Genomic DNA, 25,440 nt, shown 5'->3' on the forward strand with positions numbered 1-25,440 from the left:
TATTGAAATGAAGAAGAAGGTGACCCAAGCGGTCACCTTTTTTTGTGCGCGGTTTTCAGCGCATTTTCAGGATTCTGAGGCCCAGGTGCTGGTCTTCACCGGTAGCCTTGGCCCATACCACCTCGGTATCGGCCTCAAGGCCTTTCAGCGCGGCATGCTCCGAATCGATGCGCACCGTCAGCAGGTCGCCCACGCTGAACTGTCGAGGCGCCTGCACCTGCATGCCAGAACTGGAAAGGTCCACGCAAACCCCCGCAATCTCTTGCCCTGCGTGGATCAGCGATACATCGGCATCCACACGCATGCGGATGAAATCGCGTTTTTCGGCGTAGTCGCGCTCGTGTTCGCTCATCGGTTTCATCCTTACTTTGTGTTGTGGTCGTGGCTGTTCTTATAACTCCCGGTGATTTGCGGTGTAAAGACGCCCGGCGACCATCGGCATGAGCTTGAAACCCCTGACGGATGGGAGTACCGTCTGCGCCTTAGAAGGGCACCTCTGCTTTATCGTTGTGCATGGGGAAATCCCTGCGCTTTGTAGGACAGAGAGGCTAGAAAGCGAATCCAGTACGTGAGCCCGGCCATTGTCGCGCCACCTACGCCAACCTAATTCTGGCGCCGTTTGCCCACATGCAAAAAACCAGTGCCACGCTGCTGATAATCGATGACGACGAAGTAGTGCGCGCGAGCCTCGCGGCCTATTTGGAAGACAGTGGCTTCAGCGTCCTGCAGGCCAGTAATGGCCAACAGGGTCTCCAGGTATTCGAGCGCGACCAGCCCGACCTTGTGATCTGCGACCTGCGCATGCCCCAGATGGGCGGCCTGGAGCTGATTCGCCAGGTGACTGAGCTCGCCCCGCAGACCCCGGTGATTGTCGTGTCGGGCGCCGGGGTGATGAACGATGCTGTCGAAGCGCTGCGCCTGGGCGCCGCCGACTACCTGATCAAGCCCCTGGAAGACCTGGCGGTGCTGGAGCACTCGGTGCGCCGTGCCCTGGACCGGGCACGCCTGTTGGTGGAGAACCAGCGCTACCGCGAAAAGCTCGAAACCGCCAACCGCGAACTCGAAGCCAGCCTCAACCTGCTCCAGGAAGACCAGAACGCCGGTCGCCAGGTGCAGATGAACATGCTGCCGGTCAGCCCCTGGACCATCGATGACTTCCAGTTTGCTCACCAGATCATCCCGTCGCTGTACCTGTCGGGTGATTTTGTCGACTACTTCCGTGTTGACGAGCGGCGTGTCGCGTTCTACCTGGCCGATGTGTCCGGCCACGGTGCTTCCTCTGCTTTTGTCACCGTGTTGTTGAAGTTCATGACCACACGGCTGCTGTTCGAATCCAAGCGCAATGGCACCTTGCCGGAGTTCACCCCCTCCGAGGTGCTGGGCCACATCAACCGGGGCCTGATCAGCTGCAAGCTAGGCAAGCACGTGACGATGGTCGGCGGCGTGATTGATGAAGAAACCGGTCTTTTGACCTACAGCATCGGCGGTCACCTGCCGATGCCGGTTTTATACACTCCAGACAGTGTGCGTTACCTGGAAGGGCGTGGTCTGCCGGTGGGCTTGTTCAATGAAGCCACCTACGAAGACCACATCCTGGAACTGCCGCCGACCTTCAGTCTCACGCTGATGTCCGACGGTATCCTGGACCTTCTTCCAGAGCCTACACTCAAAGAGAAAGAAGCCGCCTTGCCCCAAAAGGTCAGGTCGGCGGGCGGCAGCCTGGATGGCCTGCGGCAGGTTTTTGGATTGGCCACGCTAGGGGAGATGCCGGATGATATCGCCCTATTGGTGTTGAGCAGGAATCTTTGATGAGTACCGGAAGAATCCAATTCGCCGAGCAAGACGGGACCTTCGTCCTGAAGTTTGTCGGTGAAGTGCGCCTGACCTTGTGTTCGGCGCTGGATGCGACGATTGAGCGGATCTTCACAGCGCTGAACTTCTCGGCGATCGTGATCGATCTGACCGAAACCCGCAGCATCGATAGCACCACCCTTGGTCTATTGGCCAAGTTGTCCATTCTGTCTCGGCAGAAGGTCGGTCTGTTGCCGACTGTGGTCACCACCCACGAAGACATCACCCGTCTGTTGCAGTCCATGGGCTTTGATCAAGTGTTCAACATCGTTGATCGCCCGATCCCGTGCCCGGAATGCCTGACCGACCTGCCTTCGCAGGACCAGTCTGAGGAAGTGGTGCGTGTGAAGGTGTTAGAAGCGCACAAGATCCTGATGGGGTTGAACGAGTCCAATCGCGAAGCGTTCCACGACCTGGTAAATGCTCTAGAGCGCCACTGATAGTCTTGTTGGCATACATTCAAACTGTGGAAGCGGGCTTGCTCGCGAATGCGATGAATCAGTCAATATATCTGGTGACTGACACTCCGTATTCGCGAGCAAGCCCTCTCCCACAGTTGAACAGAGATCGGCTAAACACAAAAAAGGGCGATACCCGCGAGGGTACCGCCCTTTTTGCAGCTGCCCGCCTTACAACTTGGCCGACAACAGCGCCTCCAGCTTCTCCTGATCCCGAGCGAACTGACGAATCCCCTCCGCCAACTTCTCAGTCGCCATCGCATCCTCGTTGGACTCCCAACGAAATTGCGCTTCAGTCAGGTGCACACGGGCTTCACCGGCATGGCCTGGCGACAGTTTGCGCTCCAGCTTGCCTTCATCGGCCGCCAGCTTCTCCAGCAGGTCGGGGCTGATGGTCAAGCGATCACACCCGGCCAGCTCTTCGATCTGGCTCAGGTTGCGGAAACTCGCTCCCATCACCACAGTCTTGTAGCCATTGGCCTTGTAGTAGTTGTAGATGCGTGTCACCGACTGCACGCCCGGATCATCCGAACCGGTGTAGTCGTTGCCGTTGGCCTTCTTGTACCAGTCGTAGATACGGCCCACGAACGGCGAAATCAAGAACACACCCGCTTCGGCACAAGCCACGGCCTGGGCAAACGAGAACAGCAGCGTCAGGTTGGTCTGGATGCCTTCTTTTTCGAGCTTCTCCGCCGCGCGGATACCTTCCCAGGTGGAGGCGATCTTGATCAGCACACGGTCACGGCTAACGCCGGCTTTGTCGTACAGATCGATCAGACGATGCGCACGCTTGAGTATCGCGTCTTCGTCAAACGACAGACGGGCATCCACCTCAGTGGAAATACGGCCCGGCACCACTTTAAGAATCTCTTGACCTACCGCCACCGCAAAACGGTCGCTGGCCAGGCCCACATCACCGTTGCAGTCCTGTACGCACTCATCCAGCAGCTTGGCATAGCCTGAGATCGAAGCGGCCTTGAGCAGCAGGGAAGGGTTGGTAGTGGCGTCTTGCGGCTTGAGCTTGGCGAGGGTGGAAAAATCGCCGGTATCGGCTACGACGGTGGTGAATTGCTTGAGTTGTTCCAGCTTGGAAGTCATGGGCGTGCTCTGTCCTGTGGGTCTGATGACATTACCCGAGCGCCGGTGGGCGCTCAAGGGCGCAAATGCGTTCGATCGTTTGCGAGGGCAATAACGTGAAAAAAGCCGTTTGAATGGCGGGTCTGGCTGCTAAATAGGAGGGCAAAACGGCCGGCAGGTTCAACCCGATTGCCATGCGGTCAACTCGGTCCCCTGTGTGAGCTGGCTTGCTTGCGAAAGCAATGGTCCAGTCATCTCATGCCCCACTGACACATCCTGATTACCGCCCCTCCAACAACTCCCCAGCCTGATCCAATAAAGCCAACGGATCACTCGCCTTATGAATATCCACCGACAACAACTGCCTGAACTTGCGCGCCCCCGGGAACCCCGTGCCCAACCCCAAAATATGCCGCGTGACATGGTGCATCGAACCACCGGTCGCCAAATGCTCTGCAATATAAGGCCGCAACTGCACCAACGCCTGCGCGCGACTGATCACCGGCGCCTCACTGCCAAACAACTGCTGATCCACCTCCGCCAGCAAATACGGATTGTGATAAGCCTCTCGCCCCAACATCACCCCATCAAACCTCTGCAAATGCTCATGGCACTGCTCCAGCGTCTTGATCCCGCCGTTGAGAATAAACTCCAATCCAGGGAAATCCCGCTTCAACTGCGCCGCCACGTCATAGCGCAACGGCGGAATGTCGCGGTTCTCCTTCGGCGACAACCCCTCCAGAATCGCAATCCGCGCATGCACGGTAAAACTGGTGCAGCCCGCGTCCTTCACCGTCCCGACGAAATCACACAACTCGGCATAGCTGTCGCGGCCGTTGATCCCGATGCGATGCTTCACCGTTACCGGAATCGACACGGCGTCACGCATGGCCTTTACGCAATCGGCCACCAACGCAGGGTGCGCCATCAGGATCGCGCCAATCATGTTGTTTTGCACACGGTCGCTGGGGCAGCCGACGTTCAGGTTCACTTCGTCGTAACCGGCGGCTTCGGCCATGCGTGCGCACGCGGCCAGGTCGGCGGGAACACTGCCGCCCAGTTGCAGTGCAAGCGGATGCTCGGCTTCGTTGTGACGCAGGAAACGGTCGTGGTCGCCGTGGAGGATGGCACCGGTGGTGACCATTTCGGTGTAGAGCAGGGCGTGCTTGGAGAGCAGACGTAGGAAGTACCGGCAGTGGCGGTCGGTCCAATCCATCATCGGGGCGACGGAGAAGCGGCGGGAGAGTGGGGCGGTTTGTAGGGACATGGGGGATTTGAGTCAACGAGGCGAATGGCGCGCAGTTTATCAGGAACGGATCTTGGGTGCCGAGAGGCAAGTTTTGCGCGCATTACCACTTCGAGCGAGGACGTTGCCGTGTATGGAATACGCCAAGGATCTGCAGTCGATCACCCCGCACTCTATACGGGATCAGATAGGACCAGTTGGGAACTGCCCATTCGCGGGTATGTTTCACCCGACCTTCGCGCCCCATGGAAGGAAACTGAGCCAGCCTGTCGACGCTGGCGAAAATGGCATCCGAGAAGTCATCAGCGGCTTTTGGATTTTCAAGAGCGATATAGTTCGCTTCGTCTTCCAGATTTTTGAGCGCTTTTTCAAGCCACTCAACCCGCATTACTGCTCCAGCGCCTAGCGCGCATGGCCGCCACTTGATCATCGGTGGCGAATTTGCCTGTGTCGGCTTCCTTTACTGCCAGCTCGATTTGGGCGGTCAGCGTTTTCTCATGCTCGATGTAATCGCGAAGAACGTCCATCGCTAGGTAGCTCGCTGTCTGGCCGTTGGTTTTGGCCAGGTCGGCGAGAGAGTTGGAGAGGTCTTCCGGCAGGTTTAGGGATATTCCAGTCATGGCAGCCTCGATGATGGATGGTTGTGGGGCATCTTACACCATGAAGCGTCGGGTTGAAGCAGCAGGCCGTCGCGAGGTGTGTCTGGGAGTGAGTCGTTTGCTTTTCCTTTGCCAACTCAAAACCTTATATCGTGGCGGATAAATAAATCTGCCCCTTTTGTGTTCATCCCGCCTGCGTGGCTGCTATTGGCTCCTCCGTAATTTTGCGACTCTATTGACTTTTGATAGGATGGAGATATTTTTTTCGGATGGGCTATTTTTTAAAGTTTTTGAGCTTATTTGTTCAATGACTTTTTCTATGGCAGGTACTTTTTTTAGTATTTCGTCTTTTGCTAGGTCTCCTAGTTTTAAAATCGTTGACAGAAATGGTATTGCACAACCTGCGGTGTCGATGCCTAAGTCTAAGGCATGTTTTATCTTGTTTTTTCTTGAGAAAAAAGCTTCCATTTCTGAATTGTATTGATTGATTCTGAGTGCTCTATTTTCAGTGTTTAGTTGCGCTAGCTCTGAAAATAGAGAGTTCATCCCTTTTCGAATTCCAGCATGGGATATTTCTTTTTCGTACTCTTCGATAGAGATGTAGTCATTAGTTTGGAATATTGATATTAAGTCGAGTGTTGGGTTTCCTTGGGACTTGAGTGTTGTAATATCATTAAAGTCTTTCAAAGTTTCGTAAGTGCTATTTTTGTATAGGTTTAGCGTGTTTCCCATAAGAAGGGAATAAGGGTGGTCTGTGTAGCTGTTGTCTTCGAGGTAAAAGGGGAAGTAGGTGGCATCAAGCGCATGTGCTACATGAATTTTGTCACTGTGCACAAGGAATTCAAACTCTAATTTCTCCTTCAAACTACTAGGGAGTTGATGAGTTATGGTTTTGTTTACGCCATATCGTGCTATGCCCATTGGGCCTGCTTCATTTAACTCTGAAAAGCTAGCTCGTAAAGCATATTTGGGCCAAAGTAAATAGTCAGCAATTAGTTTTGGATTTTGCCCTGTCGCTGTGGAAAGCTCTGTTATGAGAGGGTGTAAATCACCTAGTGTGGGGTCGCTTAATATGTACGAGTTGTTGATGGAGACAATATCAATCGCACATAAAGCAGCTAAAGCCCGTCTACTTATAACGGCATTCCGCTTTTCCTGATAGGCTTCGTTTAAAAAGCCGTAGTCCAGTCGATGCTCAGGTTGGATGTTTAGAATTTTTATTCTGTCTTGAGAGACTAAAAATAAAATTTCATTTTTTGAGATTTTTTGATCTCTTAGAAATGCGCTCATATTTTCTTTTAATGGAAGTACGCAGTACACAATGTCATAGAGTAATATTAAACTTCTCAGGTTGCAGTTTTTGAAAAGTGTATAGTTTACTAGGCATGAGGTTTTTTTGCTGTCAGTGAAATATAAGTCATCTTTTGTGAAGGAACCGCTGTAGATTTTTCAATGTTTTCAAACCACAGCTTTTCATCCCTTTCCAGAAATTCGCAGTTTATTCCCGCAGCTGCCGATGAGGGGCCGATAATGAAAACCTCGTCTGCATAACCCCGCCTTGATTCATTAGTTCCACCAGTTTTTATTTCATACTGCATTACGGTTTTTAAAAGATTAAGTTTGTTTTTGAATTGTGTTATCTGTTCTTCTTGTGGGTTGCCCATTAATGTGATTGTTATTTTGTTTTTAGGGAAGTCTGTCTCGAAGTAACTGATTTTTAGTTTTGGGAATGTGCATAGGAGATGGTTGTGGAATTGATCTGTTGTGAACGGTAATCCTTCAAAATTTGACGGGATTGTTTTGTCATCAATCGGGGCGAGCTTTTTTTCAAAGTGTTCTGGAGTATCCCAAATCAGTTTTACTGGGGTGGTGATAAAGCGAATCTTGTTCTCGAAATTTTCCTCAATTTCTTCTTTGTTTTCAATGTGTTGATGGATTTCTATTAGGAAACTATTTGTTTTTATCTTGTATAAGGAAGTTGTGAGCGTGGGGTACATTGTTCGTAGGTTGAGATCTATTCTTCTACACCATCCTTCATAGTCCATATGCATGTTTTCCTTTAATTGACATCGTTGAGATGAAAGCAAGCTTCTCTGAATAGTCCTACATGCTATCGGGATTGCGTTGCTTCATCCACCCCGCTAATCTCCTCAAGTCGCTGCTAACTCAGTGGCCGGAGGTGGAAGTCCGTATTGCTAAGGCGTTTTTAACTCCCGTGAACATTTGGAGCTTCGCCCATGCACAACAACACACGCAGTTCTTCACTTGATCAAATCGCATCGTCCGTCGATCCCAAGCTTCAAGCCGCAGCCCAGCGAGCAAACCATCATCACTTGCCCCCATCCGACGACGCTGCGCCCGCAGAACACCCAAGCAACAACCTATTCCTCGTAAACCCAACCATCGATCCCGAGACCCTCCTGGCCAACGCCGCTGAAAACCTGGCATCCGCCAACGAAATGGCCGCCACCTTGGCGTTCGACCTCGACGACTCCCAGCGGGCCATCGCCTTGGGCATTCAGCAGTTGATCGAGTTGAGTTTGCTGCTCGTTGACCGAGCCCAGGAGCAAGTTGCGCCTTTGACCGCCTCAGTTAAAGCCTGACAACCAACCCTGCCGCCTTACCCAAGGCGGCAACCTGAACTCATGCTGTCCCCCCTGCAAAGTTTCATAATTCCCTGTGCCGTTGAGGTCTACGATTCCCTGCAAGAGAGGACCCCAGCGCCTCCAGCCCACAGGGAGTTGAAAAAACCATGATCTCGAATCTCGTCAAAGTCGTGATGATCACCGGCACGTTGATGTTGAGTGCTTGTTCATCTTCACCAGCCGTGAATAGTGACCCGTGCTTTTCTGGTGGATGCCAGGCGTTTGGCGACCACAGCTCCGGCAAAGCCGCCAAGATGAATTTTGGCGGAAGTGGGTTGGGGAGTAGTTATGGAGAGTATGGGTCGGGGTTGTTGCATGATGATTGAAGGGGGGCAGTCAGAGGTGTGTTGACTGACCCACTGCTATCGGGGGCAAGCCCCTCCCTCAATTGGATCGGGAAGAGTGGCGTCAGTGCCCGCCCTTCATGCGGCGGGCGATCAGGTAGAGGCCCAGGCCGACCAGGGCTGTTGCGGCGCCGATGTAGCCGGTGCTGGTCCAGCCCAACCCCGCCGTAATAGCCATCCCACCAAACCACGGCCCCAGCGCATTCGCCAAGTTAAACGCCGCATGGTTGGACGCTGCCGCCAGGCTCGGGGCCTCGTGGGCAATGTCCATCAGGCGAATCTGCAACGGTGCTGCCAGCGCAACCATAGTGCCAACCAATCCCATGCTCAGCAGCACGCCCCACAGCGACGAGGTGGCGAAGGGGAAGAACAGCAGCACGGCCATCGACCACACCAGGATCAAGCCCACGGCCCGAAACTGCAGGCGATCAAACAGCTTGCCGCCGGCGATGTTGCCGATGATGCCGCCCACGCCAAATGCTGCCAAACCAAACGGAATCCACTGCGGCGACACTTTGGTCACTTCCAGCATGGTCGGCGCCAAATAGCTGAATACGCAGAACATCCCGGCAAAGCCAATAGCACCAATGGACAGCGCCATCCACACCTGGGGTTTGGTGAAGGCGCGCAGTTCCTTGCGCGGGTCGCTGCGTTGTTCGTCGTGGCGATGGGGCACGAATTGCCAGACCAGTGCGATTGTGCACAGGGCAATCACGCTGACCAGTGCAAACGCCGAGCGCCAGCCCAGGTGTTGGCCGAGGAAGGTGGCGATGGGGTTGCCGAGCAGCATGGCCAGGGTCAGGCCCATCATCACGCGGGCTACGGCACCGGCGCGTTTGTCGGTAGGCACCATGCTGGAGGCGACCACCGCGGCGATGCCGAAGTAGGCGCCGTGCGGCAGGCCGCTGATAAAGCGGAAGGCCACCAGGGAGCCGAAGGTGGGGGTGAAGGCGGTGGCGAAGTTGCCCAGCGCATACAGGCCCATCAGCAACAGCAGCATATGTTTGCGCAGCAGTTTGGCGCCAAGAATGGCCAGTAGCGGTGCGCCGACCATCACGCCGAGGGCGTAGGCGCTGATGGCGTGGCCGACCTGGGGTTCGCTCAAACCGAGGTTCTGGGCGATGTCGGGCATCAGGCCCATGATGGCGAATTCGCCGGTACCGATCGCGAAGGCGCCCACGGCCATGGCCGCTTCCATTTTGGCGGCGCGGCGCGCGGGCAGTACGTGCCCGGGTGTTTGCTGGATAGTCATGGGTAACTCTGGTTGGGTGGAGCGCACAAAGGAGAACCGCCGATGCTACGCAAGCAGCGGCAAAGGTGTCTAGAACCGCCGTTTGCGTGAGAGTTCCCGGCCTGTGACCCCAGGTCGCGCCTGCCACGGTTGACATCGACGGGTTAAAAGCCGCGATTTAGAGCTGTCAATTGGCCAAACGGCGCATAAACGCCGTTTGCCGTGATATTCTGCGCGCCATCTTGGTCTAGTCTCTCTCTGGTACGTACATCTGTATACGTCCCGGCAGTTGGCTGTCGCCCAGGTAGCTGAAGCCAATAATGATAAGAAGTCAGCGCAGAAGGGACATAAACAGTGAGGTCGATACGTTGGCCTTGTGTGCCCACCCTGCCGTCCTGTGAGTCGGGGCAGTAGGGCGGATGGCGTTTTATCATAGGTGCTACTGATGTTTAAAAAAGTAAACACTGCCCTGCTGGGGCTGGCTTTGTCGCTGGGGATCAGCTCCGCTCAGGCGGAAGAGGCAAAGAAAGTCGATGTGCTGCTGATCGGCGGCGGCATCATGAGTGCGACCCTGGGTGTATGGCTCAATGAGCTGGAGCCGGGTTGGTCGATGGAAATGGTCGAGCGCCTTGACGGCGTGGCCGAAGAAAGCTCCAACGGCTGGAACAACGCCGGTACCGGTCACTCGGCCCTGGCTGAGTTGAACTACACCCCGGAAGACAAGAACGGCAACGTTGAGATCCCGAAAGCGGTCGAGATCAACGAAGCGTTCCAGATCTCCCGTCAGTTCTGGGCCTGGCAGGTCCAGCAGGGCGTGCTGAAGAACCCGCGTTCGTTCATCAACACCACACCGCACATGAGCTTTGTGTGGGGCGATGACAACATCAAGTTCCTGAAAAAGCGCTACGAAGCCCTGAAGGCCAGCCCGCTGTTCGCCGGCATGCAGTACTCCGAAGACCCGGCGCAGATCGCCAAGTGGGTTCCGTTGATGATGGAAGGGCGTGACCCGAACCAGAAAATCGCGGCCACCTGGAGCCCGCTGGGTACCGACATGAACTTCGGCGAGATCACCCGCCAGTTCGTCGCTCACCTGCAGACCACGCCTAAGTTCGACCTGAAACTGTCGAGCGAAGTGCAGGACATCACCAAGAACGCCGACGGCTCGTGGCGTGTGAGCTACAAAAACCTGAAAGACGGCACCAAGACCGAAACCGACGCCAAGTTCGTGTTCATCGGCGCCGGCGGCGGTGCACTGCATCTGCTGCAAAAGTCGGGCATTCCTGAAGCCAAGGAATACGCGGGCTTCCCAGTGGGCGGTTCGTTCCTGGTAACCGATAACCCAACAGTGGCCGAGCAGCACCTGGCCAAGGCCTACGGTAAAGCGTCGGTTGGCGCACCGCCAATGTCGGTTCCGCACCTGGACACCCGCGTGCTGGATGGCAAGCGCGTGATCCTGTTTGGCCCATTTGCCACCTTCTCGACCAAGTTCCTGAAAGAAGGCTCGTACCTGGACCTGCTGACCAGCACCACTACCCACAACATCTGGCCCATGACCAAAGTCGGTATTCGTGAATACCCACTGGTCGAGTACCTCGCCGGCCAACTGATGCTGTCGGATGACGACCGCTTCAAGGCACTGCAGGAATACTTCCCGAACGCCAAGCAATCCGACTGGCGCCTGTGGCAAGCCGGTCAGCGCGTGCAGATCATCAAGCGTGACGAAGAGCAGGGCGGCGTCCTGAAACTCGGTACCGAAGTGGTCAGCTCCGCCGACAACACCATCGCTGGCCTGTTGGGTGCATCGCCAGGCGCGTCCACCGCGGCTCCGATCATGCTGACCGTGCTGGAGAAAGTGTTCAAGGACAAAGTGGCGACCCCTGAGTGGCAGACCAAACTGCATCAGATCGTACCGAGCTACGGCACCAAGCTGAACAATAGCCCTGAAGCCGTTGCCAAGGAATGGGCCTACACCGCCAATATCCTGCAACTGCCTACACCGCCTGTAATTCCGCAGGCCACTGCTCCACAGGCCACCGAGGCTGCCAAGCCAGCGGCTGAGCCAAGCAAGCCGGCGTCTGACCTGGCGCTGTAAGCCAAGTATCGAGCCGATGTAAAAAGCCCGCTGAACCGGTAACGGTCAGCGGGCTTTTTTGTCCCTGGCGTTCACACCTTGAAGTGCCTGACTTGTTCATGCAGATGCAACGCCAGTGCATTGCCGGTATCGCACAACAGGTACAGATGTTGCGCCGGCAACGACGGCAGATCTGTCATTTGCCTGAGCCCTTCACCCATGCGGCTTTCTTCCATCAGGCCTACCGCCACGCCACTGCGGATACAGGCTTCAACGGCGGATGAATTGGGGCTTTCCAGCAGCATGCGGTGATAAATCCCGTGATCCTTCAATACCTGCAAGGCGGCGGCGCGATACGGGCAACCGGCAACGGGCACGGTGATGGGCAGTGCTGCATTCGACGGGCAACTGAAGTGCTCGGCGGCGACCCACAGCGGCTGTACGGGCCCCAGGCGTTCTCCCTGGGCCATAGGGTGTGCGCTGACGGTGATGGTCAGGTCCAAATGGTTGGCCATGAACAGGTCGAGCAGCTCACCGCTGGTGCGCGCTTCGACTTCCAACTCCAGCAGCGGGTTATCGGCGATCAGCCGTGGCAGAAATGCCTGGATGAACGAAGGTGCATAAGTGTCCGGCACGCCCAGGCGGATCTTGCCTTGCATGCGCTGGGGCATCAGCGAGATCAGCAGGCGATCATGGCTCTTGAGGAATTCGGTGGTTTCGCCCAGTAGTTTCTTGCCGTAGAGCGTCAATTCCACGCCTTGGTTGCTGCGACTGAACAAGCGTTGGCCGACCTGATCTTCCAGTTTTTGTATGTGTGTGGTCACGGTCGACGCACTGCGATGCACATGCTCGGCCGCTTCGTTGAAACGTCCAAAACGCGCCACGGCGTGAAAGGTACGCAGCAGGTCGATATTCAGCTGTTTGGCCATGATTCCACTTTTATGGATTGATGATGAGGATTATTAAAATTTACAGAATCATGCAGGGCCCTTAGCCTTTCAGTCAACGTGCACTGATGGAGGGCTTCATGACGCGATCAACCTTAAAGCGGCTGCTGTTGCAGGTGGCGTTCGTGCTGTCATGGAGTTCGGGCTATATCGGCGCCAAATTGGGCACGCAGGGCGGCGGGGCGTTCAATCTGCTGTTCTGGCGATTCCTGTTGGTCTCGGTGTGCCTGGGATTGTTCTTGAACGTGAGGCTGTTGAAGGTCTCTTGGGTACAGGTTCGCCATTACGCCGTCATCGGGTTTCTCTCGCAGTTCCTGTACCTGAGTTGCCTCTACGTCGCGATCCAGAATGGCTTGCCTCCCGGGATCGCCGCGATCATCGCGGCGCTGCAGCCGTTGATGACGGCAGCGTTGTCGACCGGCAGTGCGACCGAGCGCAGCGGGGGTTGGCAATGGAGTGGCCTGATGATCAGTTTCATTGGCGTTTCCATCGTGATTGCCGGGCAGTACGGCAGTGGCGGTGGGAGCGTTGGCTTGGTTATGTACCTATTGCCTCTGGCTGCGGCGCTGGGGCTGACGCTGGCAACCCTGTATGAACGTCGCACGGTGCAACACCAGGACGCAGGTTTGGTGCTGCCGCTGTTCATCCAATCGCTGCTGACCTTGATCGGCTTTACCGGCGCTGTGCTCTATACCGGCACGCTGAGTATTCCCCACGATCATGACGTGTTGATCTCGATTGTCTGGCTGACCCTGTTCTCAACCTTTGTCGCGTATTTGAGCCTATGGATGCTGCTGCGTGTGATGACCGCAACCCACGTGGCGGCGCTGGTCTATCTGGAGCCGCCGGTGACGCTGGTGTGGGCGGCGCTGATGTTTGGCGATGTGATCAACGCCTCGACCTACGCCGGCATTGCCGTGGTAGTCGCCGGGCTGCTGTTGGTGCGCCTGAAACGACCGACTGTCGCGTGTGCCTCTTGAGGCCTGTGGGTTCAGCAAGCTGACAGACACCACCTGTTAAAAATACCCACAGCCAAGCAGGAGCGTGGCTGTCACAACGGGGGGATTTTTAGCGGTGCAAGTGTTGGGCGTCAGCGCCCGAGGGTTTTGTATGTTGCTACGTTATGCGGCATTGGCGGCCATGGTCGTCGCAGCATCCGGGTGTGTGCAAGAGCGCGTCGTACACGAGCGCAGGCCGGTACAACGAGAGTATGTAGAAGTCATCGCGCCGCAACCGCCGCCGGTGCAGGTGATCGAAGTCGAGCCGCCGGTGCGCTACGGCTACATTTGGTCACGCGGTTACTGGCGTTGGGAAGGCGGGCGCTATGTTGCGGTACACGGCCACTGGGAGCCGGTGCGCGAAGGGTATCGCTACGTGCATCCGCATTGGGTGCAGCGTAATGACGGGTACCACTGGCAGGGGGGGGGCTGGGTCCGCTGAGCCCCGGCTAAATCGGCTTTTGGGTGCCCAGGAGCCGAACTTCCCGCAGCAGCGCGGCACCGAGTTGATCGGAGCCCAGTTCCCTGTAACCCACCGCCTTGACCTCGCCATTCTCCTCCGCCTGTATGAGGATCACCGGGGTTTCCTTGCCGGTGGCCTCGTCGATGTGCATGGCGTACTGGGGAATATCCAGCTTGATCGGCGTACCCGCCGCCTGGCCTTTCACATTGATCAGGAAGGCGGCGCAACCGGTATCGAGATCAGCACCGGTGGCCGAACGGCCGCTGACGAAGCAGGTTTTTGGCTGGTCGGGCCAGGTGATGGCGTCGGCCAGGGCGGTGGTGGAGGCCATGGCAAGGGCTGCGAGTAGAAACGTGCGCACGTCAGTCTTTCTCTCGATCAAGGTGAAAGCGGTTTGTACCAAAGCCCGCCCGCAGTCGCAACGCTGCGGTTCAGGCCAGACGTTTCATGCCCGTTGTCTTGATCGCGTTGAGGTCGAAGGTGGCTGTGTACTTGCAACCGGCGGCATGGGCGCAGCGTTCGATCAGGCAGTCTGCAAAGTCGGCCTTGTTCGCCACAAACTTGCGCAGTGCCTGCCAGATGATCTCTCCATGCTCCACGCTCAATTCGCGGGTCCGTAGCAGGGTTTCCAGTACCGTCACCACATCGCTCTTGGCCGACTGGTAGCAGCTTTGCAGCACCCACACCAATTCCACGATCGACACCATGCTGACAAAGCCGGGCGAGGCGGTGGTCAGTGATTCGATCAGCTCGGATGCCTTGGCAGATTGGACGGGATCATCCTGGGTGACGTAGCGCACCAGCACATTGGTATCCAGTCCGATCATCCGGCTTTTGCCCCCTGTGCAGCGATGGCTTGGTTCATCTCATCAATAGAGACGGCCCTGGCGGGTTTGCGGATCAATCCCTTGAGGTCCTGAACCCTGTGGCTCGCGGCAATGATGGAAAACTGCCCGTTTTCCATTTCAACAAACTCGACCCGGTCGCCTGTTTCCAGGCCAAGAGCTGTCCTGACTTGGACAGGAATGGTGATTTGACCTTTCGAGGTCAGTGTGGCGGTCGCCATAGTGAAGATCTCCATCGTTATATTCCTTACCTTAGGGTAAGGAGTGGCAGAGGACAATATCCGTTGGTCCATAGGTCGCTCATCTGGTGTGGGTTAGTCGGAACAGGTAAAACACTAGTCCGAACTATCCCCGCCCACAGGGTTTAAAGAGATACAAACCATGACCGACCGCCGCCTCATCATTCCCCCTTCCATGCACCCCATCGTCGAGCGCGCCGGCTACGTGCCCGCGGTCAAAGTCGGCAAGACGTTGTACTGCGCAGGCCAGGTCGGGCGGACGGCTGCATTGGCGGTGATCGAGGACCCCGAGGCGCAATTCGTCGCGGCCTGGGAAAATCTGCGGGAGGTTCTGAAGGAGGGCGGCTGCACCTTCGACGACGTGGTGGACATGACCATCTACCACGTCAACATGAGCCAACACATGGCGGTTTTCCGTGACGTGAAAAACCGCCTGTTCCCACGCGGGCATTGCGCCTGGACCACAGTCGGGGTGTCCGAACTGGCACGCCCCGGTCTTCTGGTGGAAATCAAATGCGTGGCGGTGCAGCGCTAGCTTATTGCACCACGCGGTAGCACGGCACATACGCCGCGCCGCCCGGCAACTTCATGCGGTGTTGGGCGACAAAGGCCTGTAGCAGTTCGTCCAGCGGTTTCATGATGGCCGGGTCACCGTGGATTTCGTACGGCCCGTTCTGTTCAATCAGCCGGATGCCCTTGTCCTTCACGTTACCCGCCACGATCCCCGAAAACGCACGGCGCAAGTTGGCCGCCAGTTCATGAGGCGGCAGCGCGTGGCTCAGTTGCAGGCTGGCCATGTTCTCGTGGGTCGGATCGAACGGGCGCTGGAAGCCTTCGTCGATCTTCAGTAGCCAGTTGAAGTGAAAGGCGTCGTTGCGCTCGCGGCGGAATTGTTTCACCGCCTTCAGGCCGACAGTCATCTGACGCGCCACTTCGGCCGGGTCATCAATGATGATTTGGTAGTGCGCCTGCGCGGCTTCGCCCAGGGTGGCGCCAACGAATGCGTGCAACTGTTGCAGGTACGGCGCGGCGTGTTTCGGCCCGGTGAGGATGACCGGGAACGGCAGGTCGCGGTTGTCCGGGTGCATCAGGATGCCCAGCAGGTACAGGAACTCTTCGGCCGTGCCGGCACCGCCCGGGAAAATGATGATGCCGTGACCAACGCGCACGAAGGCCTCCAGGCGTTTTTCGATGTCCGGCAGGATCACCAGTTCGTTGACGATCGGGTTCGGCGCCTCGGCGGCGATGATGCCCGGCTCGGTCAGGCCCAGGTAGCGCCCGCCGGTAATGCGTTGTTTGGCGTGGGAAATGGTCGCGCCTTTCATCGGACCTTTCATCACACCAGGACCGCAGCCCGTGCACACGTCGAGGCTGCGCAGGCCCAGTTCATGGCCGACCTTCTTGGTGTACTTGTATTCTTCGGTATTGATCGAGTGCCCACCCCAGCACACCACGATCTTCGGCTCGACACCCGGGCGCAGCGTCCGGGCGTTGCGCAGCAGGTGGAACACGTAGTCGGTGATGCCCTGGGAGTTGCTCAGGTCGATGCGCTGGCTGTCCAGTTCGTTTTCGGTGTAGACGATGTCGCGCAGGGCGCTGAACAGCATTTCACGGGTGCTGGCGATCATTTCGCCATCGACGAAGGCGTCGGCCGGGGCATTCAGCAGTTCCAGGCGCACGCCGCGGTCTTGCTGGTGGATACGCACTTCAAAGTCTTTGTAGGCGTCGAGGATGGTCTTGGCGTTGTCGATGTGCGCGCCGGTGTTGAGGATCGCCAGGGCGCACTGGCGGAACAGGGTGTAAATGCTGCCGGTACCGGCTTCGCTCAGTTGCTGGACTTCACGTTGGGACAGGGTTTCGAGGCTGCCCTTGGGGCTGACGGAGGCATTGATGACATGACGTTGGGGCATTCTGATTCCTTGAAAGCGCAGCCACCGCACCCCAGGGGGCCGCGATGGCTTAAGAATGATGGGCGCCGAATTCGGTCGCACGAGACGGTTATTTACCTCAGGCACAAGGTCGAGCGCAAACACCGTCCAGCACCATCATGCCGCAGAACTTACTGAATCAGCTTCCAGTTTTTGTAGAAAACCCGACGCAGGGTAAAGGCCATGCCGGCAAACCCCGCGATCACGGTGTTGAGAACCAGGGGCACAGGGGTCGGCCGCACGATGTCGATAAACAGGCAGTAACGCTTTGCATCGTTCTTGTTGAAAGACGCATGCATCAAGGTGTCATCAAAGATAAACAACGGGTCGTCGTGCCAGTAATGCTTGTGCTTGCCCACCTGGATGTAGACGCCCTCGTGATGGGGCGCCGGGGCCATGTTGTAGAGCACGCGGAACATCATGCGCAGCGGGCCGAAGTGAAAGGACGTCGAGCGATTTTCGTTGAACACCGACACGCCAATGGTCTTCACGAACGGCAGTTTTTCGCGCAGTTGCGGTATATCAAGAGTGGTTTCGATGGGTTGGCCGTACCACTGGAAAAACAACATGCCGCGCTTTTTCTCGGCCATGCGCTCGTCCAGGTAGCCGATGATTTCGTCCTTGTGGGTCATGGCGTCATCGATTACCTGTTGCAGGTCTTCGCGCCAGGCCGACGGCAGGTTGGCCATGGTGTAGACGTGACGGTTAGGCGAACTCAACAGATCGAACAGGGTATTGAACGGCGCCAGCAGCCAGGTGTTGCGGCCACTGCCGATGAAGTATTTCTTGATGGTGGGCGCGTCATACAGGCCATTACGCAGGAAGTCGTAGACACCGCAGACCACGACCAGACCGAGAAACACCAGCGTGGTCTCGGGGAACACATCAATGATCAGCAGCACACCGAGTACCCAGGCGATCGATACCGCTTTTTTACGCAAAGCAGGCTTATTCATGTAACTCAGCTCCAGCAGGGCGCCATTCGACAGGTCCGGATCCCTGGCTGCGAGTGGTGAGGGTTTTGAAACATATTGAAACAACTGCGTCATGATAAGGCGTTCGGCGCTGGATAGGCGTTTTAAATATTGCGAAATTGTGAAGGCTTTACACGGTTTTCAACCCTTGGCTGCGGTGAGTGGATTGGATTTTGTAAACGGAAGATTTGCGACTATCGTGACGCTTCGGTTTTTTGGACGTCATAGACCGGTACGATTGAAGTTGAATGGCCACCATTGGCCTTCGGCACCTTGGAAGAGGCAGAAATTTTATGATCATCAAACCGCGGGTTCGTGGCTTCATCTGTGTGACCGCTCACCCTGTTGGCTGTGAAGCGAACGTCAAAGAACAGATCGACTACGTGACCCAACACGGCGCCATCGAAGGCGGCCCGAAAAAGGTCCTGGTTCTCGGCGCTTCCACCGGCTACGGCCTGGCCGCGCGCATCAGTGCTGCCTTTGGCTGCGGCGCCGACACCCTGGGCGTGTTTTTTGAGAAAGAAGGTGAAGAAGGCAAGCTGAGTTCCGCCGGCTGGTACAACAGCGCCGCGTTCGAAAAGTTTGCTGTCGAGAAAGGCCTGTACGCCAAGAGCATCAACGGCGACGCGTTCTCCGACGAGATCAAGCGCCTGACCATCGAAACCATCAAGAAAGACCTGGGCAAGATCGACCTGGTTGTCTACAGCCTGGCCGCGCCACGCCGCACCGACCCGCAAGGCGTGGTGCACAACTCCACCCTCAAACCGATCGGCAAGGCCGTCACCTTGCGCGGCATCAACACCGACAAGGGCGTCGTGGTCGATACCACGCTTGAGCCAGCCACCCAGGAAGAAATCGACGGCACCGTCAAAGTGATGGGCGGCGAAGACTGGCAGCTGTGGATCGACGCCCTGCGTGACGCCGACGTGCTGGCCGAAGGCGCCAAGACCACCGCGTTCACCTACCTCGGCGAAAAGCTGACCCAGGACATCTACTGGAACGGCTCCATCGGTGAAGCCAAGAAAGACTTGGACAAAAAAGTCCTGACCCTGCGCGACAACCTCGCAGCACTGAAGGGCGACGCCCGTGTGTCGGTGCTCAAGGCTGTGGTCACCCAGGCCAGCTCGGCCATCCCGATCATGCCGCTGTACCTGTCGCTGCTGTTCAAAGTGATGAAAGAGCAGGGCACCCACGAAGGTTGCATCGAGCAGGTTTATGGACTGTTCAAGGACAGCCTGTACGGCAGCCAGCCAAAACTCGACGCCGACGGCCGCCTGCGTGCCGACCTGGCCGAGCTGGAGCCGAAAGTCCAGGACGCCGTGGCGGCGTTGTGGAATCAGGTCACTGACGACAACGTCAACGAGATCAGCGATTTCGCCGGCTACAAGGCGGAATTCCTGCGCTTGTTCGGCTTTGAAGTCGATGGCGTGGATTACGACGCTGACGTCAACCCGACCGTGAAGATCAATGGTCTGGTTCAGGCCTAAGCGCTTCGGTGTGAGAAAAACGGCCCCTCGGGGCCGTTTTTTATGGTCTGTGAAAAAACCGGGTTCAGAACCCTCCTACACGATTATGAGCAGCGCCTGATCCCTTCGATATGCCAGACTCCAACCGCTATCACACTCACGCTAACGGAGGATCTGATGACGATTCGTGCAGTCGTTTTTGATTTCGGCGGTGTCCTGTTCGATTGGAGCCCGCACCACCTGTATCGCAAGCTGATTGCCGACGATCACGAGCGGCAATCGTTCCTCGACACCATCTGCACCCAGGCCTGGAACACCGAACAGGATGCCGGTCGCTCCCTGGCCGAAGGTACCCGGAGCCTGATCGAGCAGTACCCGCATCACGAACGTCTGATCCAAGCCTATTACGACCGTTGGCACGAAATGCTGAAGGGCCCACTACCGGAGGGTGTGGCGATCCTCAAGGCGCTGCACCAGGCCGATATGCCGTTGTTCGGGCTCACCAACTGGTCCGCTGAGACCTTCCCTTACGCGCGGGCCAACTATCCCTTCCTCGAATGTTTTCGCGATATCGTCGTGTCCGGCGAGCTGAAATTGATCAAGCCTGACGCCGCGATCTACAACGCCAGTCTCCGTCAGGTCCGGGCCCATCTTCCCGACATCCAGCCAGCTGAAGTGGTATTTATTGATGATGTTGCCGGCAACATCGAAGCGGCCATCGCCCTCGGCTGGCAGGGGATTCACCATGTGTCTGCCGAGCGCACTGCCGCGCGCTTGCGTGAATTGGGCGTGGGTTTCTAGCGCGCCCACTTTTCCATGGCGAAATCCACGAAGGCGCGCAGTTTGGGCAGGCGATAGCGGTCCTGGCCGTAGAGCAGGTGCATGGGGCGACTGGGCAGTCGATAGGTAGTTAACAAGGCCACCAGCTTGCCGCTCTCCAGGTCCGGTTGCACCAGGGCATCGGCCAGCATGATGATGCCCATGCCGTTTATGGCCGCCTGGCGCAAGCCTTGGGAGCTGTTGATGGTCAATGAACCGGACACTGGAACCTCCACCTCGCCTCCCTCGCCGGTCATGCGCCACAGTTTGTCGGCGTCGCGCCAGTTGTCACTCGCTGGGTAGGCGAACGCCAGGCAGTCGTGCTGCTGCAGATCATCGGGTGTCTGAGGCGTGCCACGTCGCGCCAGGTACTCCGGTGAGGCGCAGAGGGTGAGGGTGTAGGCCTGCATTGGCCGGGCGATCAGGCTGGAAGTTTCCAGTTCACCCAGACGGATCGCCGCGTCGAAGCCGCTGTCGACCAAGTCCATGCGCTCATTGCTCAGCACCACGTACAAGTTGATCAGCGGGTAGCGCCGGGAAAACTCGCTCAAGGCCGGGGTAAGGCGTTCGGTGCCGAACACGGGAGGTGCGGTGATGCGCAGTGTGCCTTTGGGGACATCGCTGTGGGCTTGTTCGGCGAGCTGCTCAGAGTCGGCCACCAATCCCAACACTTCCAGGCAGCGCTGGTAATACTGTCCGCCGAATTCAGTGAGGCTTTGTTTGCGCGTAGTGCGTTTGAGCAGACTGACGCCCAACCGCTGTTCCAAGGCACGCAGATGATTACCGACCATGGTGGTAGACATTCCACAGGCTTGGGCCGCCGCCGTCATGCTGCCGGTCTCTACCACTTTCACGTACACCGACATTGCCTGGAACAGATCCATTATCAAGCCTTGGTTTAAAGTCATTGCACAGATGCGCAGTTTATCCAGCTCAGGTGGCTAACGATACTGCAGCCATCATTACGATGCACTGGAGCCGTACCATGACCGCCGCCTGCCTGATGACCACTTACCAGCCCCTGGCCCTGAGCTTCACCCGCGGTTTGGGTACGCGCCTATGGGACCAGCAAGGTCGCGAATACCTGGACGCGGTGGCCGGTGTGGCGGTGACCAATGTCGGCCACTCGCACCCCAGGCTGGTGACGGCGATCAGCGAGCAGGCTGGCCTGCTGCTGCATACCTCCAACCTCTACAGCATCGACTGGCAACAACGGCTGGCCCAGCGCCTGACCCAGCTGTCCGGGCTGGACCAGGCCTTCTTCAACAATTCCGGTGCCGAAGCGAACGAAACAGCCCTCAAACTGGCGCGCCTGCATGGCTGGAAAAAGGGCATTGAAGAACCGTTGGTGGTGGTGATGGAAAACGCCTTTCATGGCCGCACTCTCGGCACTATGGCAGCCAGCGATGGGCCGTCGGTGCGCTTGGGCTTCCAGCGCTTGCCGGGTGACTTTCTCAAGGTGGGCTTTGGCGATATCGCCGCGATAGAAGCCATCACCACAACATTCGGCGCGCGCATTGCAGCGGTTCTGCTGGAGCCAATCCAGGGTGAAAGTGGCGTACTGCCGGCCCCGCCGGGCTATCTGCAAGCCCTGCGTGATCACTGCACACGCCATGGCTGGCTGATGATGCTCGATGAAATCCAGACGGGTATCGGTCGAACCGGCACCTGGTTCGCCTTCCAGCATGAAGGCATCGTCCCGGACGTGATGACCCTGGCCAAAGGCCTCGGCAATGGCGTACCGATCGGCGCCTGCCTGGCACTGTCTGCCGTGGCCCAGCTGTTCACACCGGGCAGTCACGGCAGTACCTTCGGTGGCAATCCGCTGGCATGTCGGGTCGGTTGTACCGTGCTGGACATCATCGAAGAACAAAGCTTGCTGCAGAATGCGGCAGTGCAGGGCGAGCGCCTGCTGGCGCGGTTGCGCGTGGAGTTAAGTGAGCATCCGCAGGTCCTGGCGGTTCGTGGCCAGGGGTTGATGATCGGCGTCGAGCTGGCCAGCCCCTATCGAGACCTGGCCCAACGTGCCGCCCAGGAACACGGCCTTCTGATCAACGTCACGCGCGGCAAGGTCATTCGCCTGCTGCCGCCGCTGACCCTGGGTGCCAAGGAGGTCGAGATGATCGTGCGGGCCATTACCCGGTTACTGGCGTAGGGCCGTTGAGCCATTCCTGATTCAGGGTTTCGGTGTCTCCCAGGTATTCCAACAACCACGCCATGGCCGGCGACAGCTTGTTCTGGGCCCAGGCCACACACGACGGGCTGGCCGGAAATGGCCGGCTCAATTGCAGCGCTACCAGTTCACCGCGTTCGATCCACGGCAACACCTGATGCGCCGGCGCCATGCCGACGCACAGGCCGTCGCGCAGGCAATCGATCGCGGATGCCCAATTCGGGACCACCAGGCGTCGTTGGTTATCCAGGGTCCAAGTGTCGCGCTTGGGCAGGTTGCGCGAGGTGTCGGTCATGCACAGGGAGGCGAAAGGACGCAGTTGATCGTCGTTCAGCAGCCCGTCGATGCTCGCCAGCGGATGCCGCGTGCTGACCACGCAGAGCCAGTTCAACAAGCCCATATCGCGGAACGTGAAGCGACTGGCCACCGGCACCGCGCTGGTCGCGCCGATCACAATGTCAGTGCGCTCATCCGCCAAGGCATCCCACACGCCGTTGTACACCTCGTACTCCAGCAACAGCTCAACTTCGGGAAACTGTCGGTAGAAGTCCCACACCAACTGCCGACAGCGTTGGGGTTTGACGATGGAATCCACCGCCACCTTCAACTGGCCGCTCCAGCCATTGGCGACCTGCTGACACAGGCGTCGGGTGCCGAGCATTTTTTTCATCACGCCACGGGCTTCGTCGATAAACAGGCGGCCGGCGGGGGTCAGTTCCACATCCCGGTGGCGTCTTACAAACAGTGGAACTGCCAGCCATTCTTCAAGCTGACGCACCGTGTAGCTAATGGCTGATGGCACGCGGTGCAGTTCCTGAGCGGCGGCGCTGAAACTGCCATGACGCGAGACGGCATCGACCACATCCAAGGAATATTCGGACCACATGATGCTTGCCTTCAGATTTATTGATAAGAGTGTCCAATTATTATCGCTTCACACAAAAATTGTCAGCTTCATAATGGGCGCCAGTCAGCAAATAGTTTGATGGCAGGATTAACAAGGCTTCAATGAAAAATTCTTTTGGTTTCACTTGGTATCTGGCGGGGCTGAGCATGCTCGGTTACCTCGCCATGGACATGTATCTGCCGGCATTCGGTGCCATGGGCGAGCAGTTGCAGATTGGCGCGGGCGCGGTGGGTGCCAGCTTGAGTATTTTCCTCGCCGGCTTTGCAGTAGGGCAGTTGTTGTGGGGGCCGTTATCCGATCGCCTGGGACGCAAGCCCATCCTGCTCGCCGGCCTGAGCCTGTTTGTGCTGGGCTGCGCGGGGATGTTCTGGGTCGAGACCGCGCCGCAATTGCTGGCGCTGCGTTTTATGCAGGCGATTGGCGTGTGCTCCGCCGCCGTGAGTTGGCAGGCGCTGGTGATCGATCGCTACCCGGCCGACAAAGCCCATCGGGTGTTCGCCAGCATCATGCCGTTGATGTCGTTGTCGCCTGCGTTGGCGCCGCTGTTGGGTGCGATGGTGCTGAACCACTTTGGCTGGCAGGCGATTTTCGGCGTATTGCTGGGCGTGTCGTTGTTGTTGCTGCTGCCGACGTTGTTCCTGCGTACTGCGGCGAAATGTCGGGCGGGGCAGGGTGAGCCTTTGCGCCTGGGCTATGGGCAATTGCTGAAGTCTCGCGTGTTCACCGGCAACGTCATGATTTTTGCCGCGTGCTCGGCCAGCTTTTTCGCCTGGCTGACGGCTTCTCCCTTCATACTTGGCGACATGGGCTACAGCCCGAATGACATCGGCCTGAGCTATGTACTGCCCACATTGGCGTTTCTGGTCGGCGGCTACAGTTGCCGAAGTGCCTTGCAGCACTGTCAGGGCAAGACGCTGTTGCCGTGGCTGCTGCTGGCGTATTGCATCAGCATGGTGGCGTTGTACCTGGTGGCCACGCTGACCGTGCCGACGCTGACCACCTTATTGATTCCGTTCTGCCTGATGGCGCTGGTCAACGGTGCCAGTTACCCCATCGTCGTGGCGAATGCACTGATGCCGTTTGCGGAAAACTCCGGCAAGGCGGCGGCATTGCAAAACACCCTGCAACTGGGTCTGTGCTTCCTCAGCAGCCTGCTGGTGTCGTCGATGATCGAACAACCGCTGCTGATCACCGTGATTGTGATGTTGGCGACAGCGCCGGTGGCGGTGCTGGGTTACTGGCTGGCGCGGCCGAAAACCGGCGATTCGGAACTGGCGGTCGCCTAGAACGTCACTTCCATATTCACCGTCGGCGTCGATGTGCGGCTACCCCGGCCGACATCCACGCCGAACTTGTTATGCCAATACTCGTAACCCACCCCAAGGTACAGGTTTGGCTTGACGCTTTTGCCTGGTCGCACCGCCACCATCAACGCGGTGCGCATCAGGGCTTCCGGCGCAGTGTCTCGGCCGTGGTAGTCCTCGCCTTTTTCCCCGACGTAATTGATAAACCCCTGGAATTTCGCCGCATGGTTGGCGATCTCGAACGGACGCATCCAGGTCAGGTTGAGCATGTAGGTGTCGTCAAACGTGTGGTTCGACTCCTGCGCGCCGGGGATCCCAGTGTGGTTCCTTTCCTTGTAGTACATCAGGCTCAGGTCCAGCACGCCGACCGTGTCGAATTTCAGCGTCGGGCCGATCACCAGTGCGCGTTTTTTGGCTGAGGCGAAGTTGTTATTGCGGTTGGCATCGAAGCCCAGGGTCAGCGCGTAATCCTTGACCAGGCCGGTGCTGAGCGGCACATCGAATACCCGCGAAACATACAACTGGTGGCGGTACACCGCGTACACCTCACTCCCACCATGATCGGTGCCCTTGCGCGGGTCGCGGCTGTCGGACAGGAACACATCGAGGTTGACGAAATTGCTGCCGTATCGGTAGCCGCTGGCGTGGGTGAAGCTGTAGATGCGCTTGCTGAATTCGTCGGGGTTGTTCGGATTGGTGAACTGCTGACCGTAGCGAAATCCTACGCTGTTGTTCATCCATTCCACCGCGACGGCCTCCCCGCCGCCGAGCAGGGTGAATGCAACAGTTGCGCCCTGTAATGCTTTTTTCATTGTTCTGGGTCCTTTGGCGTTCTGGCTCATCACGGCCGAATTG

29 protein-coding genes are annotated in these 25,440 nt (G+C 57.6%); 12 read left to right on the forward strand and 17 right to left on the reverse strand.

All coding sequences use genetic code 11. From position 1 onward, the window contains the following. Nucleotides 1-55: 55 nt before the first annotated feature. On the reverse strand, nucleotides 56-352 hold the full coding sequence (locus LVW35_RS07735; RefSeq protein WP_233894613.1) for a PilZ domain-containing protein: 297 nt from the start codon (nucleotides 350-352) through the stop codon (nucleotides 56-58). A 275-nt stretch (nucleotides 353-627) separates the two neighbouring features. Between LVW35_RS07735 and rssB the strand changes: the two genes are divergently transcribed. Both rssB and rssC read left to right on the forward strand, forming a co-directional pair. Then, the gene (rssB, locus tag LVW35_RS07740) at nucleotides 628-1,809 is read left to right on the forward strand and encodes a two-component system response regulator RssB (protein ID WP_233894614.1); all 1,182 of its coding nucleotides are present in this window, start codon (nucleotides 628-630) and stop codon (nucleotides 1,807-1,809) included. Further along, nucleotides 1,809-2,291: an anti-sigma factor antagonist RssC gene (rssC, locus tag LVW35_RS07745; RefSeq protein ID WP_003172602.1), complete on the forward strand. Its 483-nt coding sequence runs from the start codon at nucleotides 1,809-1,811 to the stop codon at nucleotides 2,289-2,291. Before rssB ends, rssC begins: the two co-directional genes overlap by 1 nt. Nucleotides 2,292-2,480: 189 nt before the next feature. On the opposite strand, the gene tal is transcribed toward rssC, so the two are convergent. The 6 genes from tal to LVW35_RS07775 form a co-directional block, all read right to left on the reverse strand. Next, nucleotides 2,481-3,407, reverse strand: coding sequence for a transaldolase (tal, locus tag LVW35_RS07750; RefSeq protein WP_233894615.1), 927 nt, complete (start codon nucleotides 3,405-3,407; stop codon nucleotides 2,481-2,483). 259 nt (nucleotides 3,408-3,666) lie between these two features. Next, nucleotides 3,667-4,653: a tRNA dihydrouridine(20/20a) synthase DusA gene (dusA, locus tag LVW35_RS07755; protein WP_233894616.1), complete on the reverse strand. Its 987-nt coding sequence runs from the start codon at nucleotides 4,651-4,653 to the stop codon at nucleotides 3,667-3,669. Nucleotides 4,654-4,735: 82 nt separating this feature from the next. After that, a complete protein-coding gene (locus LVW35_RS07760; RefSeq protein WP_043047475.1) occupies nucleotides 4,736-5,020 on the reverse strand; it encodes a type II toxin-antitoxin system RelE/ParE family toxin in 285 nt (94 codons plus the stop codon). Next, the gene (locus tag LVW35_RS07765; RefSeq protein ID WP_233894617.1) at nucleotides 5,010-5,252 is read right to left on the reverse strand and encodes a CopG family ribbon-helix-helix protein; all 243 of its coding nucleotides are present in this window, start codon (nucleotides 5,250-5,252) and stop codon (nucleotides 5,010-5,012) included. The genes LVW35_RS07760 and LVW35_RS07765 overlap by 11 nt, the downstream gene beginning before the upstream one ends. Nucleotides 5,253-5,435: 183 nt before the next feature. Beyond that, the gene (locus LVW35_RS07770; RefSeq protein WP_233894619.1) at nucleotides 5,436-6,521 is read right to left on the reverse strand and encodes a hypothetical protein; all 1,086 of its coding nucleotides are present in this window, start codon (nucleotides 6,519-6,521) and stop codon (nucleotides 5,436-5,438) included. 89 nt (nucleotides 6,522-6,610) lie between these two features. After that, nucleotides 6,611-7,276, reverse strand: a complete 666-nt coding sequence (locus LVW35_RS07775; protein ID WP_233894620.1) for a hypothetical protein — start codon at nucleotides 7,274-7,276, stop codon at nucleotides 6,611-6,613. A 192-nt stretch (nucleotides 7,277-7,468) separates the two neighbouring features. Between LVW35_RS07775 and LVW35_RS07780 the strand changes: the two genes are divergently transcribed. Then, entirely contained in the window at nucleotides 7,469-7,834 is a 366-nt protein-coding gene (locus tag LVW35_RS07780) for a DUF6124 family protein (protein WP_233894621.1), read from the forward strand. A gap of 149 nt (nucleotides 7,835-7,983) precedes the next feature. Further along, nucleotides 7,984-8,202: a hypothetical protein gene (locus tag LVW35_RS07785; RefSeq protein ID WP_233894622.1), complete on the forward strand. Its 219-nt coding sequence runs from the start codon at nucleotides 7,984-7,986 to the stop codon at nucleotides 8,200-8,202. 82 nt (nucleotides 8,203-8,284) lie between these two features. On the opposite strand, the gene LVW35_RS07790 is transcribed toward LVW35_RS07785, so the two are convergent. Then, on the reverse strand, nucleotides 8,285-9,472 hold the full coding sequence (locus LVW35_RS07790) for an MFS transporter (protein WP_233894623.1): 1,188 nt from the start codon (nucleotides 9,470-9,472) through the stop codon (nucleotides 8,285-8,287). Nucleotides 9,473-9,896: 424 nt separating this feature from the next. Here LVW35_RS07790 and mqo point away from each other — a divergent pair, with 424 nt between their 5' ends. Further along, nucleotides 9,897-11,543: a malate dehydrogenase (quinone) gene (gene mqo / locus LVW35_RS07795; protein ID WP_233894624.1), complete on the forward strand. Its 1,647-nt coding sequence runs from the start codon at nucleotides 9,897-9,899 to the stop codon at nucleotides 11,541-11,543. 71 nt (nucleotides 11,544-11,614) lie between these two features. Here mqo and LVW35_RS07800 read toward each other — a convergent pair whose 3' ends face one another. Then, on the reverse strand, nucleotides 11,615-12,451 hold the full coding sequence (locus LVW35_RS07800; protein WP_233894625.1) for a LysR family transcriptional regulator: 837 nt from the start codon (nucleotides 12,449-12,451) through the stop codon (nucleotides 11,615-11,617). 98 nt (nucleotides 12,452-12,549) lie between these two features. Between LVW35_RS07800 and LVW35_RS07805 the strand changes: the two genes are divergently transcribed. Both LVW35_RS07805 and LVW35_RS07810 read left to right on the forward strand, forming a co-directional pair. Then, nucleotides 12,550-13,449 (forward strand): DMT family transporter, encoded by a 900-nt coding sequence (locus LVW35_RS07805; protein WP_233894627.1) that lies wholly within the window; start codon nucleotides 12,550-12,552, stop codon nucleotides 13,447-13,449. Nucleotides 13,450-13,579: 130 nt separating this feature from the next. Further along, nucleotides 13,580-13,909 (forward strand): hypothetical protein, encoded by a 330-nt coding sequence (locus LVW35_RS07810; protein ID WP_233894628.1) that lies wholly within the window; start codon nucleotides 13,580-13,582, stop codon nucleotides 13,907-13,909. Nucleotides 13,910-13,916: 7 nt separating this feature from the next. Here LVW35_RS07810 and LVW35_RS07815 read toward each other — a convergent pair whose 3' ends face one another. The 3 genes from LVW35_RS07815 to LVW35_RS07825 all read right to left on the reverse strand — a co-directional run bounded on the left by LVW35_RS07815 (nucleotide 13,917) and on the right by LVW35_RS07825 (nucleotide 15,011). Continuing rightward, on the reverse strand, nucleotides 13,917-14,261 hold the full coding sequence (locus LVW35_RS07815) for a hypothetical protein (RefSeq protein WP_233896426.1): 345 nt from the start codon (nucleotides 14,259-14,261) through the stop codon (nucleotides 13,917-13,919). Between the two features lie 100 nt (nucleotides 14,262-14,361). Further along, nucleotides 14,362-14,757: a PIN domain-containing protein gene (locus LVW35_RS07820; protein WP_233894629.1), complete on the reverse strand. Its 396-nt coding sequence runs from the start codon at nucleotides 14,755-14,757 to the stop codon at nucleotides 14,362-14,364. After that, nucleotides 14,754-15,011 (reverse strand): AbrB/MazE/SpoVT family DNA-binding domain-containing protein, encoded by a 258-nt coding sequence (locus tag LVW35_RS07825; RefSeq protein WP_233894630.1) that lies wholly within the window; start codon nucleotides 15,009-15,011, stop codon nucleotides 14,754-14,756. Before LVW35_RS07825 ends, LVW35_RS07820 begins: the two co-directional genes overlap by 4 nt. Before the next feature lie 145 nt (nucleotides 15,012-15,156). On the opposite strand from LVW35_RS07825, the gene LVW35_RS07830 reads away from it, so the two are divergent. Further along, entirely contained in the window at nucleotides 15,157-15,549 is a 393-nt protein-coding gene (locus LVW35_RS07830) for a RidA family protein (RefSeq protein ID WP_233894631.1), read from the forward strand. 1 nt (nucleotide 15,550) lies between these two features. On the opposite strand, the gene ppnN is transcribed toward LVW35_RS07830, so the two are convergent. Continuing rightward, the gene (gene ppnN, locus LVW35_RS07835; RefSeq protein WP_233894632.1) at nucleotides 15,551-16,924 is read right to left on the reverse strand and encodes a nucleotide 5'-monophosphate nucleosidase PpnN; all 1,374 of its coding nucleotides are present in this window, start codon (nucleotides 16,922-16,924) and stop codon (nucleotides 15,551-15,553) included. A gap of 149 nt (nucleotides 16,925-17,073) precedes the next feature. Next, entirely contained in the window at nucleotides 17,074-17,898 is an 825-nt protein-coding gene (locus LVW35_RS07840; protein WP_233894634.1) for an aspartyl/asparaginyl beta-hydroxylase domain-containing protein, read from the reverse strand. A gap of 311 nt (nucleotides 17,899-18,209) precedes the next feature. Between LVW35_RS07840 and fabV the strand changes: the two genes are divergently transcribed. Both fabV and LVW35_RS07850 read left to right on the forward strand, forming a co-directional pair. Next, nucleotides 18,210-19,403, forward strand: coding sequence for an enoyl-ACP reductase FabV (gene fabV, locus LVW35_RS07845; protein WP_233894635.1), 1,194 nt, complete (start codon nucleotides 18,210-18,212; stop codon nucleotides 19,401-19,403). A gap of 156 nt (nucleotides 19,404-19,559) precedes the next feature. Continuing rightward, nucleotides 19,560-20,183, forward strand: a complete 624-nt coding sequence (locus tag LVW35_RS07850) for an HAD family hydrolase (protein WP_233894637.1) — start codon at nucleotides 19,560-19,562, stop codon at nucleotides 20,181-20,183. Here the strand turns inward: LVW35_RS07850 and LVW35_RS07855 are convergent. Then, nucleotides 20,180-21,085, reverse strand: a complete 906-nt coding sequence (locus LVW35_RS07855) for a LysR family transcriptional regulator (protein ID WP_233894638.1) — start codon at nucleotides 21,083-21,085, stop codon at nucleotides 20,180-20,182. The genes LVW35_RS07850 and LVW35_RS07855 overlap by 4 nt on opposite strands. 101 nt (nucleotides 21,086-21,186) lie before the next feature. On the opposite strand from LVW35_RS07855, the gene LVW35_RS07860 reads away from it, so the two are divergent. Next, nucleotides 21,187-22,356 carry an aspartate aminotransferase family protein gene (locus tag LVW35_RS07860; protein WP_233894639.1) on the forward strand — a complete coding sequence of 390 codons (1,170 nt, stop codon included), beginning with the start codon at nucleotides 21,187-21,189 and terminating at the stop codon, nucleotides 22,354-22,356. On the opposite strand, the gene punR is transcribed toward LVW35_RS07860, so the two are convergent. Beyond that, a complete protein-coding gene (punR, locus tag LVW35_RS07865) occupies nucleotides 22,337-23,260 on the reverse strand; it encodes a DNA-binding transcriptional activator PunR (RefSeq protein ID WP_233894640.1) in 924 nt (307 codons plus the stop codon). The two genes, LVW35_RS07860 and punR, sit on opposite strands and share 20 nt — an antisense overlap. A gap of 122 nt (nucleotides 23,261-23,382) precedes the next feature. On the opposite strand from punR, the gene punC reads away from it, so the two are divergent. Then, complete coding sequence (gene punC, locus LVW35_RS07870; protein WP_233894641.1) at nucleotides 23,383-24,567, forward strand: purine nucleoside transporter PunC; 1,185 nt, start codon at nucleotides 23,383-23,385, stop codon at nucleotides 24,565-24,567. On the opposite strand, the gene LVW35_RS07875 is transcribed toward punC, so the two are convergent. Beyond that, complete coding sequence (locus tag LVW35_RS07875) at nucleotides 24,564-25,397, reverse strand: nucleoside-binding protein (RefSeq protein WP_233894642.1); 834 nt, start codon at nucleotides 25,395-25,397, stop codon at nucleotides 24,564-24,566. The two genes, punC and LVW35_RS07875, sit on opposite strands and share 4 nt — an antisense overlap. Nucleotides 25,398-25,440 lie beyond the last annotated feature (43 nt).

Source organism: Pseudomonas sp. HN11, assembly GCF_021390155.1.
Lineage (GTDB): Bacteria > Pseudomonadota > Gammaproteobacteria > Pseudomonadales > Pseudomonadaceae > Aquipseudomonas.